Source organism: Streptomyces altiplanensis (assembly GCF_053591575.1).
In genome coordinates this window covers 83,538-98,283 of sequence record NZ_JBSFUB010000005.1, presented here as the reverse complement: position 1 = coordinate 98,283, position 14,746 = coordinate 83,538, and the positions used below count along the sequence as shown (strand labels likewise).

Sequence of the window (14,746 nt, the reverse complement as noted above, 5' to 3'; positions counted from 1 at the left end):
GCGCGGACGCTGGTGAGACGAGCGTTACAGGCCGAGCTCGACCTCGAACTCGCCGGCCTCCAGGATCGCCTTGACGGCCGTCAGGTAACGGGCCGCGTCGGCGCCGTCCACCAGGCGGTGGTCGTAGGAGAGGGCCAGGTAGGTCATGTCACGGATCGCGATGGTCTCGCCGAGGTCCGGGTGGTTGATGACCACCGGGCGCTTGACGGTGGCACCGATGCCCAGGATGGCGACCTGGTTCGGCGGCACGATGACCGTGTCGAACAGCGCACCGCGCGAACCGGTGTTGCTGATCGTGAAGGTCGCGCCGGACATCTCGTCCGGGCTGATCTTGCCGGAGCGGGCCTTGCCGGCCAGCTCGGCGGTCTTCTTGGAGATGCCGGCGAGGTTGAGGTCGCCCGCCCCCTTGATGACCGGGGTCATCAGACCCTTCTCGGCGTCCACCGCGATACCGATGTTCTCGGTGTCGAAGTAGGTGATCGTGCCCTCGTCCTCGTTGATCCGGGCGTTGACGACCGGGTAGGCCTTCAGCGCCTGGGCCGCGGCCTTGACGAAGAACGGCATCGGGGACAGCTTGACGCCCTCGCGGGCGGCGAACGCGTCCTTCGCCTTGTTGCGCAGCTTCATCAGCTTCGTGATGTCGACCTCGACGACCGAGGTCAGCTGGGCCTGCGTGTGCAGGGCCTTCATCATGTTGTCGCCGATGACCTTGCGCATGCGGGTCATCTTGACCGTCTGGCCGCGCAGCGGGGACGCCTCCAGGGCCGGAGCCTTGGAAGCGGCCGCCGGAGCGGCGGCAGCGGCCGGAGCCGGGGCAGCGGCGGCGGCCTTGGCGGCCTCCGCTGCGGCCACGACGTCCTGCTTGCGGATACGGCCACCGACGCCGGTGCCCTTGACCGAGCCCAGGTCGACGCCGTTCTCGGCGGCGAGCTTACGGACCAGCGGGGTCACGTACGCACCGTCCGCGTCGCCCGAAGCAGGGGCGGCGGGGGCGGGAGCGGCCGGAGCGGCGGCCGGAGCCGGAGCCGGAGCGGCGGGAGCCGGGGCGGCGGCGGGCGCGGGCTGGGCCGGGGCCGGAGCCTCGACAGCGGCCTCGGCCGGAGCCGGCGCGGGGGCCGGTGCCGGGGCGGCGGCCGGCTCGGGAGCCGGGGCGGCGGCGGGCTCGGGAGCCGGGGCGGCGGCGGGGGCCGGAGCCTCCTGGGCCGGGGCGGCGGCCGGTGCCGCGCCCTTGTCGCCGATGACGGCGAGCTTCGCGCCGACCTCGGCGGTCTCGTCCTCGCCGACCAGGATCTCCAGCAGCGTGCCCGCGGCGGGGGAGGGGATCTCGGTGTCGACCTTGTCGGTCGAGACCTCGAGCAGCGGCTCGTCCTCCGCGACCTCCTCGCCGACCTCCTTCAGCCAGCGGGTGACGGTGCCCTCGGTGACCGACTCGCCCAGTGCGGGCAGCACGACGTCGGTACCGGAGGCGCCACCGGCCGGTGCGGCAGCCGGGGCCGGGGCCTCGGCTGCGGGCGCCGGAGCGGCCTCGGGCTCTGCGGCGGCCGGAGCCGGTGCCTCGGCGGGCGCCTCGGCTGCGGCCGGGGCGGGTGCCTCGGCGGGCGCACCCGTGCCGTCGTCGATGACGGCCAGCTCTGCGCCGACCTCCACCGTCTCGTCCTCGGCGACCTTGATGGACGCGAGGATGCCGGCGGCGGGGGAGGGGATCTCGGTGTCGACCTTGTCGGTCGAGACCTCGAGCAACGGCTCGTCAGCCTCGACGCGCTCGCCCTCGGCCTTCAGCCAACGGGTGACAGTGCCCTCGGTGACGCTCTCGCCGAGCGCCGGAAGGGTTACGGAAACCGACATGGTTTCTGTTGCTCCTTACAAAATTGCGGAAGTGGTCGTCGCGCCCGGACTGGATCAGTCGTGGGAGTGCAGAGGCTTGCCGGCCAGGGCCAGGTGGGCCTCGCCCATCGCCTCGTTCTGCGTCGGGTGGGCGTGGATGAGCTGCGCGACCTCGGCCGGCAGGGCTTCCCAGTTGTAGATCAGCTGAGCCTCGCCGACCTGCTCGCCCATACGGTCACCGACCATGTGGACGCCGACCACGGCACCGTCCTTGACCTGGACGAGCTTGATCTCGCCCGCGGTCTTCAGGATCTTGCTCCTGCCGTTGCCCGCGAGGTTGTACTTCAGAGCGACGACCTTGTCCGCGCCGTAGACCTCCTTGGCCTTGGCCTCGGTGATACCGACGGAAGCGACCTCGGGGTGGCAGTACGTCACGCGCGGCACACCGTCGTAGTCGATCGGGACGGTCTTGAGACCGGCCAGCCGCTCCGCGACCAGCATGCCCTCGGCGAAGCCGACGTGCGCGAGCTGGAGGGTCGGGACGAGGTCACCGACGGCGGAGATCGTCGGGACGTTGGTCTGCATGTACTCGTCGACCAGGACGTAGCCGCGGTCCATCGCGACGCCCTGCTCCTCGTAACCGAGTCCCTGCGACACGGGGCCGCGGCCGATCGCGACGAGCAGCAGCTCGGCCTCGAACTCCTTGCCGTTGGCGAGGGTGACCTTGACGCCGTCGTTCGTGTACTCGGCCTTCTCGAAGAAGGCGCCCAGCGAGAAGTTGATGCCGCGCTTGCGGAACGCGCGCTCCAGCAGCTTCGAGCTGTTCTCGTCCTCGACCGGCACGAGGTGCTTGAGGCCCTCGACGATGGTGACGTCGGTGCCGAAGGACTTCCAAGCGGAGGCGAACTCGACGCCGATGACGCCGCCGCCGAGCACGATCGCGGACTTCGGGACCCGGTCCAGCGTCAGCGCGTGGTCCGAGGAGATGATGCGGTCGCCGTCGATCTCCAGCCCCGGCAGCGACTTCGGCACGGAGCCGGTCGCCAGCAGGACGTGACGGCCCTGGATGCGCTGGCCGTTGACGTCGACGGACGTCGGGGAGGACAGTCGGCCCTCGCCCTCGATGTACGTCACCTTGCGCGAGGCGACCAGGCCCTGGAGGCCCTTGTACAGGCCCGAGATCACGTCGTCCTTGTACTTGTGGACGCCCGCCATGTCGATGCCGTCGAAGGTCGCCTTGATGCCGAACTGCTCGGACTCGCGCGCCTGGTCGGCGATCTCGCCCGCGTGCAGCAGGGCCTTCGTGGGAATGCAGCCGTTGTGCAGGCAGGTGCCGCCGAGCTTGTTCTTCTCGATCAGGGCGACGTCCAGGCCCAGCTGCGCTCCGCGCAGGGCCGCGGCGTAACCGCCGCTACCACCGCCGAGGATCACTAGGTCGAAAACGGTGCTGGCGTCGTTCGCCACGTCACGTCCTCCATGCATGTGCGCCGGGCGCGGTCTTCGATGACCGGGCGGCGGCTGGTGTTCGGCCGCTTTTTATTCGGCCCTGTGGTGGGGGCCCTGTCCTGCCGAGAACCCATCTTCGCACTTGTTGACGGACGGCGGGACGCGGGGCCGGAGTGCGAGACGGTCATGGACCGCTCGCCAGGTGTTACCGGGGCGTACAGAGGTGCGGATTTCGTCGAAGGCGAAACCGGCCCGTACGCGCCCGTGCGTGGACACGGCCCCGGACGCCTGCCCGGGACCGTGTCCACGACGGTTCCGCGGGGGATCAGCCGAGGTCGCCCGCGGCGGTGCGCTCGGCGAGCGCCACCAGGGTGCGGACAGCGGAGCCGGTGCCGCCCTTGGGGGTGTAGCCGAACGGGCCGCCCTCGTTGAAGGCGGGGCCCGCGATGTCCAGGTGCGCCCAGGCGATGTCCTCGCCGACGAACTCCTGGAGGAACAGGCCGGCGACCAGGCCGCCGCCCATCCGCTCGCCCATGTTGGCGATGTCGGCGGTGGCGGACTCCATGCCCTTGCGCAGCTCCGCCGGCATCGGCATCGGCCAGGACTGCTCGCCGGCCTCCTCCGCGATCTCGTGGATCGCGGTGCGGAACGACTCGTCGTTGCCCATGATCGCGAAGGTGCGGTTGCCGAGCGCCAGCACCATCGCGCCGGTCAGCGTCGCCACGTCGACGATCGCGTCCGGCCGCTCCTCGGAGGCGCGGGTCAGCGCGTCGCCCAGGACGAGACGGCCCTCGGCGTCGGTGTTGAGCACCTCGACGGTCTTGCCGCTGTACATGCGCAGCACGTCGCCGGGGCGGACGGCGCTGCCGGACGGCATGTTCTCGGCGAGCGCCAGCCAGCCGGTGACGTTGACCTTCAGGCCGAGGCGGGCGGCCGTGACGACGGCGGCGAACACGGCGGCGGCGCCGGCCATGTCGCACTTCATCGTCTCGTTGTGGCCGGCCGGCTTCAGCGAGATGCCGCCCGAGTCGTAGGTGATGCCCTTGCCGACGTACGCCAGGGTCTTCTCCGCCTTGGGGTGCGTGTAGGCGAGCTTCACCAGGCGCGGACCGTGCTCCGAGCCCTGGCCGACGCCGAGGATTCCGCCGAAGCCGCCCTTGACGAGGGACTTCTCGTCGAACACCTGCACCTTGAGACCGTGCTCCTTGCCCGCGGCGGCGGCCACGGCGGCGAAGGACTCGGGGTACAGGTCGTTCGGCGGGGTGTTGATCAGGTCGCGGGCGCGGTTGATCTCCTCGGTCAGCGCGAGGGCGCGCTCCGCGGCGGCCTTGAAGGCCTTGTCGCGCGGCTTGCCGCCGAGCACGGTGATCTCGGCGAGCGGCTGCTTCGCACCGCCGCCCCCGGGCTTCTCGCCCTTCCCGGACTTCTCGCCGCCCTGGTACGCGGTGAAGGCGTACGCACCGAGCAGCGCGCCCTCGGCGACGGCGGCGGCGTCCTCGACGGCCTCGACGGGCAGCGCGAAGCCGGCCTTCCTGGAGCCGCTGAGCGTGCGGGCGGCCACGCCGGCCGCACGGCGCAGCGCCTCGGCGCTGTACGTGTCGTCCTTCTCCGGGAGCACGCCGAGGCCCACGGCCAGCACGACCGGGGACTTCAGGCCCGACGGCGCGGGCAGCTTGGTCACCTCGCCCTCGGCCCCCGAGGCGCCGAGGGTCTCCAGGACGGAGGCGAGCTTTCCGTCGAACGCCTTGTCCACGGCCTCGGCGCCCGGAGCGACGACCGGCCCCTTGGCGCCCTTCGCCACACCGACGACGATGGCGTCGGCGCGCAGCGCCGCCGCGCCGGAAGTGCTGAGAGTGAGAGCAGTCACGGTGGTGAAATCTCGCTTCCGTTGAGTTGTTCGGCCGATGGGGTGGGGCCGACCGTGCCCGGCGCATCCGTCGTGATCCCGGCTGCCCGGCCGGATGAGCGCCGGTGATGAGCCTACGCGCGCTTGCCCCGTTCGATCACAGCAGCGAGCAGTTCACTCATCAGAGCTGTCCTTTTTGCGTTTACGGTGCCCGGCGTGAGGGCTGCGTCACACTCGGTGCGATCCGGGAAGTGGCCATGTCCGTGCTTTGCATGATTTCCGCAGGTCATCCGCGATTTCTCCGCAGGCAGATCTTCGAAGGGGAGGGTGCGCGGTGGCGTACAGGACGCGTAGGGGCACAGCCGGAGCGGCTCTGCTGGCGGCCGGGCTGCTGGCGGTGGGGGCGCCGCCGACGGGTGCGGGGGCGGCCGTCGCGCCGCGCATCGACCTGAGGGTGCTGGTCGTCGACGACGGCGGCGGGGCCGTGGAGGCGGTCGAGTCGGAGCTGCGGGGCACCGGTGTCCCGTACACCGTGGTGCGGCTCGACGAGCCCGGCCGGCCGGTGATCGACGCGGGTTTCCTCGCCGACACGGTGGACGGGCGGCCGCGCGCCAAGTACCAGGGCGTCGTCCTGCCGAACGCGGACCCGTTCGGCGCCGGCTCCGCCGAGACGGCCGCCCTCACCGCGTACGAGAAGACCTTCGGCGTCCGGCAGGTCGACGCGTACACCTGGGCGCACCCGGGTGTCGGGCTCGACCACACGGGTGACGGCGGGTACGCCGGGACGCTCGACGGCGTGGACGCGGCCGTGACGCCGGCGGGGAAGGCCGGGCCCTTCGGCTACCTCGACGGCGCCGTCGAGTTCGAGGACAACGCGCCGTCCGTCGGCGAGAGCTACGGGTACGCGGGCCGGCCCCGCGAGGGCTACACCAGCTACCTGGACATGCCGGTCCCCGGCGGCGGAGGGGAACGCGCCAGCCTCCTCGGCGAGTACGCCCACGACGGGCGCCGCGAGCTGGTCGTCACCTTCGCGTACAACCAGCACCAGCGGCAGTTCCGGCTGCTCGCCCGCGGCATCGTCGAATGGCTCACCCAGGGCGTCCACCTCGGGCAGAGCCGCAACTACTTCTCCGTGCACGTCGACGACGTCTTCGCGCCCGACAGCCGCTGGGACACCGAACTCAACTGCACGCCCGGCGACTTCGACTGCGGGGACGGGGAGGGGGAGGGAACCGTGCCGGTCCGGATGACGGCGCGGGACGCGCAGTACGCCGCCCAGTGGCAGCAGAGCGCCGGCTTCACGCTCGACATGGTCTACAACGCGGGCGCCGGCGAGGCGTGGAAGGCGGCGAACGGCGGCAGCGACCCGCTCACCGCGCAGCTGCTGGCCGACCGGGCGCGGTACCGCTGGGTGAACCACACGTACACGCACCCCTTCCTCGGCTGCCTCCAGGACACCTCGACCGTGCCGTGGCAGTGCGCGAAGGACGCGGCGGGCGGCACCCGGTGGATGAGCCGCGCCGAGATCTCCGCCCAGATCAGGAACAACCACGACTGGGCGGTGGGCAGGGGCATCGCCCTCGACCGGACCGAACTGGTCACCGGGGAGCACTCGGGGCTGAAGACACTCCCGCAGCAGCCGGAGGACAACCCCAACCTGGCGGGCGCGCTCGCCGACAACGGCGTGAAGTGGATCGCCAGCGACAACTCGCGCGAGTCGCGCCAGCGGAGCCTCGGCCCAGCACTCACCGTGCCGCGCCACCCCATGAACGTGTACTACAACGTCGGCACCGCCGCCGAGATGACCGACGAGTACAACTGGATCTACACCGGCAAGGCCGACGGGGGCAGCGGCGTCTGCGAGACCAGCCCCGGCTCGACCTGCCTCGACGAACCGCTCGACACGGCCACCGGCTACGCGACGCACATCGTGCCGCAGGAGGCGCGTACCGCGCTCGGCCACGTCATCGCCAACGACCCGCGCCCGCACTACGTCCACCAGTCCAACCTGGCCGAGGAGCGGATCCTCTACCCCGTCCTGGACAAGGTCCTCGGCGACTACCGCTCCCTCTTCGCCGACAACACGCCGGTCGTCAACCCCCGTCACCGGGACGCCGGTTCCGAACTCGCCCGCCGCGCCGCCTGGGACGAGGCGCTCGCCGACGGCAAGGTCACGGCGTACCGCATCGGCGCGACCGTCACCGTCCAGTCGCCCCAGGGGACCGCCGCGCCCGTCACCGCGCCCGAGGGCACCCGCAGGCAACTGGCCCTGGGAACGGCCGTGTTCGGGACGGCGTACGCCGGTCAGCGTTCGGCCTGGATCTCGCCCGAACCACTCCAGCGGACGGTCACGCTGCGGCTTCCGGCCTGACCGCAGCAGCTTCCGACGGCAGCGCCTGACCACAGCAGCACCCGACCGCAGCAGCGCCTGGCCGCAGCACCCGGCCACTCGTCACGGGGGACACGAACATGAGCCGCGGGCTCCACGTCAGCATGCTCACCGAAGGCACCTACCCGCACGTCCAGGGCGGCGTCAGCACCTGGTGCGACCAGCTCGTCCGCGGAATGCCCGACGTCGGCTTCCACGTCGTCTCGCTCACCGGCAACGGCCGCGAGCCGGTGACCTGGGAACTGCCGCGCAACGTCCACCGGCACACGGCGGTCCCGCTGTGGGGAGCGGAGACGGCGGGGGGCAAGGGGCCGCGGCGCGGCCCGCGCCCCTTCGCCGGCCGGGAGCGCCGCCGCTTCCTCGCCTCGTACGAACGCTTCCTGCTGGCCGTACTCGACCCGGAGGCCGGCTGCGACTTCGGCCACGAGCTGTACGCCCTCGCCGCCCTGGCCCGGCGGGGGCGGCTCACCACCGCCCTGCGCACCGAGGCGGCCCTGCGGACCCTGACCGGGATCTGGACCCTGCGGCACCTGCCGACGGCCCGCGCCGAACCCACCCTCCACGACGCGCTCACCGCCACCGACCTGCTGGAACACCTGCTGCGCCCGCTGGCCGCCCGCATACCCGCAGGCAGCGTCGCGCACGCCGTCAGCAGCGGGCTCGCCACCCTGCCCGCGCTCGCCGCCAAGCACTTCGACGGGGCCCCCTTCCTCCTCACCGAGCACGGCATCTACCTGCGCGAGCGCTACCTCGGCCACCGCACGGCCGCCCAGCGCTGGCCGGTCAAGGCCCTGCTGCTCGGCTTCTACCGGGCGCTCAACTCGCTCGGCTACCGGGAGGCCGACCTGATCACGCCCTGCAACCAGTACAACCGCCGCTGGGAGGAGCGGGGCGGCGCCCCCGCCGACCGCATCCGCACCGTCTACAACGGCGTCGACCCCCACCTCTTCCCGCACGCCGGACCCGAACCGGAGGTCCCCACCCTCACCTGGGCCGGCCGCATCGACCCGATCAAGGACCTGGAGACGCTCGTACGGGCCTACGCGCTGGCCCGCGCCCGGCTGCCCGAGCTGCGGCTGCGGCTCTTCGGCGGAGTGCCGGACGGCGGCGAAAAGTACCGGACGGAACTGGAGGAACTCGCGGCCGGGCTCGGCGTCGGCGACGGCGTCACCTTCGAGGGGCGCATCTCCGACGTGGCGCGCGCCTACGGGGCGGGGCACGTCGTGATGCTCTCCAGCATCAGCGAAGGCTTCCCCTTCAGCATCCTCGAAGCGATGTCGTGCGGGCGCACGACGGTGTCGACGGATGTCGGCGGTGTACGGGAAGCCGTCGGTGACACGGGGATCGTGGTGCCCCCGCGCGAACCCGGGGCGATGGCGCGGGCGGTGCTCGGCCTCATGGCGGACGACGCCCGGCGGGCCGAGCTGGGGCGGCTCGCGCGCCGGCGGGTGATCGAGCTGTTCACGCTGCGGCGCTCGGTCGAGGGCTTCCACGAGATCTACCGCGAACTGGCCGGCGTGACGCAGGCGGAAGGACCGCTCGCCGCCGAGCCCGTGGCCGACTGGACGACCGAGCTCCGGGACCCCTGGTGGAGCGACCTGTCGACGCGCGGGGCGGCCTGATGAGCGGGCCCCGGTGGCCGGAACCCGCCGTACGGCGCGACACACCGCCGCGCGTACCGCGCCCGCGCTGGGCGGCCGACCCCTTCGACGAACTCGCCGACCGGCTGCGCGCGCCGGCGGAGGCCGCCGTACACCCCGACGAGCTCGCCGCGATCCTCGAGTCCGACGGCATGACGGACGATCACATCCGGCTGACGTACGGCCGCGAGAACTCCTTCGCGCTGGCCGAGGACCTCTTCGCACGGGTGCCCCGCGCCTACCCCGGGCCGGACGAGCCGCCGTCCGGCGGCTCCTGGCGCACGGGCCTCGCCGGCTGTCTGCTGCGCGGGCTGGTGTTCGCGCTGCCGGGGCTCGCGTACGTCCTGGGGGCGCCGTTCCTGGCCGGCGCGGCGGGGGACGGGCGCGGCCTGCCCGCCGGGACGGACGTCCTCCTCGCCGGCGCGCTCACCGGCTGGGCGTGGAACCAGGCGCTGGCCCACCGCGCGTACACCTGGCTCGGGCTCGGCGACCGGCCGGCCGCCGCCCGCGCCCTGCTCACCGGCGCCCCGGCGGGCGCCCTGCTGGGCACGGCGGCCGCCGTCGCCGCGACGGGGCCCGGGGAGGGCTGGGCGGCCGCGTTCGCCACGGCCCAGGCGCTGTACCAGGGCGCGGCGACGGCGCTGCTGGTGCTGGGTCATGAGCGCCTGCTGCTGTACGCCCTGGCCCCGATGGCACTGGGCGCCCTGCTGACCCTGGTGCACGACGTGCCGGGCGCGGGGAGGGCGGCGCTGCTGGCGGGGCCGGGGGCGGCGGTCCTGGCCCTGGCGGCCCGCGAGGTGCTGCGGGCCCGCCGGCGCGGGGTGCGGCGCGGGGTGCGGCGCGGGGAAAGAAGGAAGAGTCCCGCCGGGCCGTCGCTGCTGCGGTCGCTGCCGTACGGCGTCTTCGGGCTCGCGACCGGCGTGCTCGTGCTGCACGCCGTGCTCCAGAACCTGCTCGCCGGAGGCGTCTCCGGCATCGTCGCCGCCCCCGGCGCCGTCGCGCTCACGCTCAGCATGGGGCCCGCCGAGTGGCTCCTGTACCGGTTCCGGCGCCGGTGCGACGCCGGGCTGCGGGCAAGCACCACGCCCCGCGCCTTCCGGCGCGCCGCCACCGTCACCCTCGCCCAGTGCCTCGGCGGGTACCTCGCCGTGCTGCTCGCCCTCCTCGCCGCGACGACCCTGCTGTGGCTCGGCGCGCCCGTACCCGACGCGACCCGCGCGACCGGCCTGCTGCTCACCGGTGTCATGCTGTGGACGGGGCTGCTGCTCCAGTCGTCCGGCGCGGTGACCGTCGCCGCGACCGTCTGCGGCGCGGCCGCGCTCCTGCAGACGGCGGCGCTCTTCGCGGACCTCGCGGTCACCGGCCCCGCCGCGCCCGTCGTCCCCGGCGTCGCGTCCGCCGCCCTGACCGCCCTGGTCTGCGTACGGCTCGGTCGTGCGACGGCCCACCGTCATTGAGGAGGCCCAGGTGAAGAACCTGCTCGTGCCCTTCTACGAGCACCCCGCCGAACGCCCGGACGCCTGGGAGGCCCTGATCCGCGCCGCCCCCCGTCTGTACGGCGTCGTCCTCAACCCCGGCAGCGGCTCCGGCGCCGCGCCCGACCCGGCCTTCGCCGCCGTGTCGTCGCGGCTGCGCGCGGCGGGCGTACGCGTCCTCGGGTACGCCGACACGGACTACGCCCGGCGCCCGCACGCCGCGGTGGTCCAGGACCTGCTGCGCCACCGCGACTGGTACGGCGCGGACGGCGCCTTCCTGGACCAGGTGGCGTCGGAGCCGGACGCGCTGCCCCACTACCGGCGCCTCGCGGTCGCCGCGCGGGCGGTCGGCGCGGCCACCCTCGTGCTCAACCACGGCGTCCACCCCGACCCCGGCTACCTCGGGCTCGCCGACGTCCTCGTCACGTTCGAGGGCGCCTGGGACACGTACCGCGACGCCCCGGACGCCCCGCCCTGGACGGCGGCGCACGCGCCCGGCCGGTTCTGCCACCTCGTGTACGCCGCGCCGCCCGCCGCCGCGTTCACCGCCGGGACCGGCTGCGCCGTACCGGGCGGCCTGCCGCACCCGTGGGGGACCCTGCCGCACGCCCTGGAGGCGGCCCGGTGAGGTCCCGGAGCGCACTGCCCCTCCTGCTGGTGCTGCTGCTCCTCGCCGGCTGCGCGGGCGGCGGCACCCCCGCACCGGACGACCGCGGGCCGAAGGCCGCGCGCTGGCAGCCGGAGCCCGGGCTCACCTGGCAGTGGCAGCTCAGCGGCAAGCTCGACCCGGCCGTCGACGCGGCGGTGTACGACATCGACGGCTTCGACCACCCCGCCTCCGCCGTGGCCGATCTGCACCGCCGGGGCCGCAAGGTCATCTGCTACCTCTCGACCGGCGCGTGGGAGGACTTCAGGCCGGACGCCGGCGAGTTCCCGAAGTCCGTACGGGGCCGGGGCAACGGCTGGAAGGGCGAGCGCTGGCTCGACATCCGCCGTACCGACGTCCTGGAACCCCTGATGGCCCGCCGCATGGACCTGTGCCGGGACAAGGGCTTCGACGCGGTCGAGCCCGACAACATGGACGGCTACCGCAATCGCACCGGCTTCCCGCTGACCGCCGCCGACCAGCTGCGCTACAACCGCCTGATCGCCCGCCTCGCCCACGACCGGGGTCTCGCCGTCGGTCTCAAGAACGACCTCGACCAGATCCCGGAGCTGGTGGGCGACTTCGACTTCGCGGTCAACGAGCAGTGCGCCGAGTACGACGAGTGCGCGGAGCTCACCCCGTTCGTCACGGCCGGCAAGGCGGTCTTCCACGTGGAGTACGAGCTGGCGACGCGCGACTTCTGCCCCGGGGCGCGCGAGCTGGGGCTCAGCTCGATGCTGAAGAAGTACGACCTGGGGGTGTGGCGCGAACCCTGCGCGTGACCGCGCCTACTCGTCCTGCGGGCAGTCGTACGACGTACCGCCCTGCTGCCACTCCTTCCCCGCGTCGATGTTCTTCCCGGAGTCCCCGCACATCAGCACCGGCGCCGAACCGTCCTCCCCGTGGTGCAGGACGGTCAGCAGCTTGTTGAGCGGGCGCTGCAGCGAGCCCGCCGCGAACCGCAGGCGGCCGCTGGCCCCCTCCAGGTCGAACGAACCGCTGTTGACGATCTGCTGGACGTTGGGGCGCGTCAGCTCCACGCCCGCCGCGTTCGCCTGACTCGTGGCCTGGGCGAGCACCTGGACCGCGTCGTGGGCGAGCGCGGCGTGCCCGTCGTTCAGCCACAGGTCGGATTCCGTGAATTTCTCGGTGTACGCGTCGTTGAACGCCTTCGCGGTCGCACTGCGGTCCGGATGACCGGCGGGCAGCATATGGGCCGTGTGATAGAGGTGCAGCCACGACTTACCCACGAATCCGCCGGAGAGCGCCGCATTGGTGAGCTCGTTCCCGCCCATCACCGTGAGGTCCTTGTTGGCGCACTTGCTCAGGCTCTGGTACGTCTCCAGGAAATTGTCGAATTCCCTCACCCGCGAGGTCCAGTAGACCAGCGTCTTCTTCTTTCCCGCGACCCTGCTGCACACCGCCTCCGCCACCTCGGACATGCTGAACTTCATGTCGAGGTCGGGCTCGTTCGGTACGACGACTCCGCTGTTCCCGCCGGGTATGTAGCCGATGCGGCTCTCCGCGGAGCGGAAGTCCTCGGCGAATTCCTTGCCCAGCTCGTCGCTGTACACATCGGTCGGGTCGGTCACCACGGCGACGCTCTCCGCGGGCGCGCAGGAATCCTCTCCCGTACGTACCGTGTTGGCCTTCTTCGCGAACTCCGCCACGACCCGCGCCTCCCGTTTGTTGTTGGGCGCGGCGCCGTGGTAATAACGCCCGACCTCCATGGCTTTCGCCGTGGCCGTGGAGCTCACGATGGGAATCCGGGCGGAATTCAGCACGCGCAGCGCCTCGACCGTTTCCGTCCGGCTCTCGGTGAATCCGGTGACGCCGATGAGGTGCTGGTCCTTCTCCGCCTCGCGGACGATCTCCGCCGCCACCTTGCGGGCGTTCTTGAACTGCACCCCGGCGTCGTACGTCTTGATCCGCACCCAGATCCCGTTGTCGTTGGCGGGCGCCAGCTCGTGCAGCGCCTGCTGGGCCAGGGCCAGCCCGCGCAGTTCGGGGATGGCCGCGCCGGACCGCCGCTCGGCCGCGTTCGGCGCCATCGAGGCGCGGACGTGGGCGATGGTCACGGTCCGCTCCGGCTCGCCCTCGGTCCGCGCGACCCTGTTCTGCTCCGCGATCATCTCGAGTGCGTCGGCGTACTGGGCGGGGAGCGCGGGCCCGGCCGCCTCGGACTGCCGCACGTAGTCCGTTCCGGTGAGGCACCGCGTGTAGGTGCCGGTGAAGGGGCTGTCGAGGTACGGGACGAAGGCGAGCTGTCCGGTGAGCCAGAGGGTGACGGCGAGCGCCCCCGCTTCGAGGGCCAGCTCCCTGCCGGGCCGCAGCCGCACCCACGGCGTCCACACCGGCGGCACCGTGACGCCGCGGCTGCCCGGCTCCGGGCGGGCGAGCCGCACCTCGTAGGGCGTCGGGACCGTCCCCTTCGCGGGGTCGAGCCGGCGCGCGGCCTCCTCCAGCGTGCCGCCGCCCGGCGCCGCGTCGTGCGTGTCCGGCAGCGCGGCCACCACCACCGTGGCGGCGTTGGGGCTCGGCCGCTGCTGGTCGCCGTACAGCCGGACGAAACCCGCCACGGCCGCGCTGCCCCCGTCGCCGCCGGCCCCGGTCCGCGCGCCGTTGAGCAGCAGCGCGTGGCGCGGGCGGCGGCGTCTGCGGCCGGGGTGGAGCAGGCCCTGGCGCGCGTGGCCGTACAGATCGGTCATCAGGGCGGCGAGGAGCAGCCCGTCCCACCGGTCGGCGTCCCGGGGGCCGCTGCCGGGCCGGGCGGCCGCCTCCCACGTCCGGAGGAACTCGTCGAGCGCCGCGGCGTACGTGCGCTTGCCGCGGTAGTTCTCCGGCCACAGCAGGCGGTAGCGCCTGCGCCGCGCGAGACGCCACTCCCAGCGGCGTTCCCAGAGCAGGAGGCGGACGCGCTCCGCCACCGACCAGACGGAGCGGAGCGGGACGGTCATGAATCCCGCGTTGATCGTGGGGCCCGTGTCGTCCCTGGCCGGCAGCACCGCGGTGGCGCGGCCCCGGTGCCGGGCGAACACCCGGTCCGCCAGCTGCGCGTCGGTCCCCGCCCGGTGGTCGGCGACGCACCGGAGCAGGTCGTAGGCGGGCAGCCGCACCCTGCCCGCCTCGTCGGGAGCGTTCTTCTTCAGCTCCTCGGCGACCCTGGCGATCAGCTCGGTCCTGGAGCCGCCGCGCCAGTCGACATGGGCGTACGGCGTGCACGGTACGGTGCCCCGCGCCCTCGACGAGCGCTGGAGGCCCAGCTCCAGGGCCTCCAGGGCCTGCTGGGCCTCCTCCGCGCCGGTGCGCAGCACGATGGGCGGGTGCTTGGGGCCGCGCTTCGACAGCCGCGACCGGCTGCGCACCGCCTTGCGGTAGGCCTCGGTGAATTCGCTGCTGTGGTCCCAGCCAGGAAACTCGGGCATCTTCTGTCTCCCCCGACAGCCGTGGGGGAAGAGCGTGCACCTTGCAGTGAGACCA

The 14,746-nt window shown here is 73.0% G+C and carries 9 protein-coding genes; 5 read left to right on the top strand and 4 right to left on the bottom strand.

Going from position 1 to position 14,746, the window contains the following annotated elements; translation table 11 throughout:
• Positions 1-24: 24 nt before the first annotated feature.
• From sucB to ACWD0Y_RS03685, 3 genes are all read right to left on the bottom strand, one after another.
• Positions 25-1,845 carry a 2-oxoglutarate dehydrogenase, E2 component, dihydrolipoamide succinyltransferase gene (gene sucB, locus ACWD0Y_RS03695; RefSeq protein ID WP_450258838.1) on the bottom strand — a complete coding sequence of 607 codons (1,821 nt, stop codon included), beginning with the start codon at positions 1,843-1,845 and terminating at the stop codon, positions 25-27.
• Between the two features lie 54 nt (positions 1,846-1,899).
• Positions 1,900-3,288 (bottom strand): dihydrolipoyl dehydrogenase, encoded by a 1,389-nt coding sequence (gene lpdA, locus ACWD0Y_RS03690; protein ID WP_176710108.1) that lies wholly within the window; start codon positions 3,286-3,288, stop codon positions 1,900-1,902.
• A gap of 307 nt (positions 3,289-3,595) precedes the next feature.
• A complete protein-coding gene (locus ACWD0Y_RS03685) occupies positions 3,596-5,137 on the bottom strand; it encodes a leucyl aminopeptidase (RefSeq protein ID WP_450258837.1) in 1,542 nt (513 codons plus the stop codon).
• A gap of 313 nt (positions 5,138-5,450) precedes the next feature.
• Between ACWD0Y_RS03685 and ACWD0Y_RS03680 the strand changes: the two genes are divergently transcribed.
• The 5 genes from ACWD0Y_RS03680 to ACWD0Y_RS03660 all read left to right on the top strand — a co-directional run bounded on the left by ACWD0Y_RS03680 (position 5,451) and on the right by ACWD0Y_RS03660 (position 12,048).
• Positions 5,451-7,487 carry a hypothetical protein gene (locus tag ACWD0Y_RS03680; protein ID WP_450258836.1) on the top strand — a complete coding sequence of 679 codons (2,037 nt, stop codon included), beginning with the start codon at positions 5,451-5,453 and terminating at the stop codon, positions 7,485-7,487.
• Positions 7,488-7,585: 98 nt separating this feature from the next.
• Positions 7,586-9,127 (top strand): GT4 family glycosyltransferase PelF, encoded by a 1,542-nt coding sequence (gene pelF, locus ACWD0Y_RS03675; protein ID WP_450258835.1) that lies wholly within the window; start codon positions 7,586-7,588, stop codon positions 9,125-9,127.
• Positions 9,094-10,602 carry a hypothetical protein gene (locus ACWD0Y_RS03670; RefSeq protein WP_450258834.1) on the top strand — a complete coding sequence of 503 codons (1,509 nt, stop codon included), beginning with the start codon at positions 9,094-9,096 and terminating at the stop codon, positions 10,600-10,602. The genes pelF and ACWD0Y_RS03670 overlap by 34 nt, the downstream gene beginning before the upstream one ends.
• 10 nt (positions 10,603-10,612) lie before the next feature.
• Complete coding sequence (locus ACWD0Y_RS03665) at positions 10,613-11,248, top strand: spherulation-specific family 4 protein (RefSeq protein WP_450258833.1); 636 nt, start codon at positions 10,613-10,615, stop codon at positions 11,246-11,248.
• Entirely contained in the window at positions 11,245-12,048 is an 804-nt protein-coding gene (locus ACWD0Y_RS03660) for an endo alpha-1,4 polygalactosaminidase (protein ID WP_450258832.1), read from the top strand. The genes ACWD0Y_RS03665 and ACWD0Y_RS03660 overlap by 4 nt, the downstream gene beginning before the upstream one ends.
• Before the next feature lie 6 nt (positions 12,049-12,054).
• Here ACWD0Y_RS03660 and ACWD0Y_RS03655 read toward each other — a convergent pair whose 3' ends face one another.
• Positions 12,055-14,691 (bottom strand): hypothetical protein, encoded by a 2,637-nt coding sequence (locus tag ACWD0Y_RS03655; RefSeq protein ID WP_450258831.1) that lies wholly within the window; start codon positions 14,689-14,691, stop codon positions 12,055-12,057.
• Positions 14,692-14,746 lie beyond the last annotated feature (55 nt).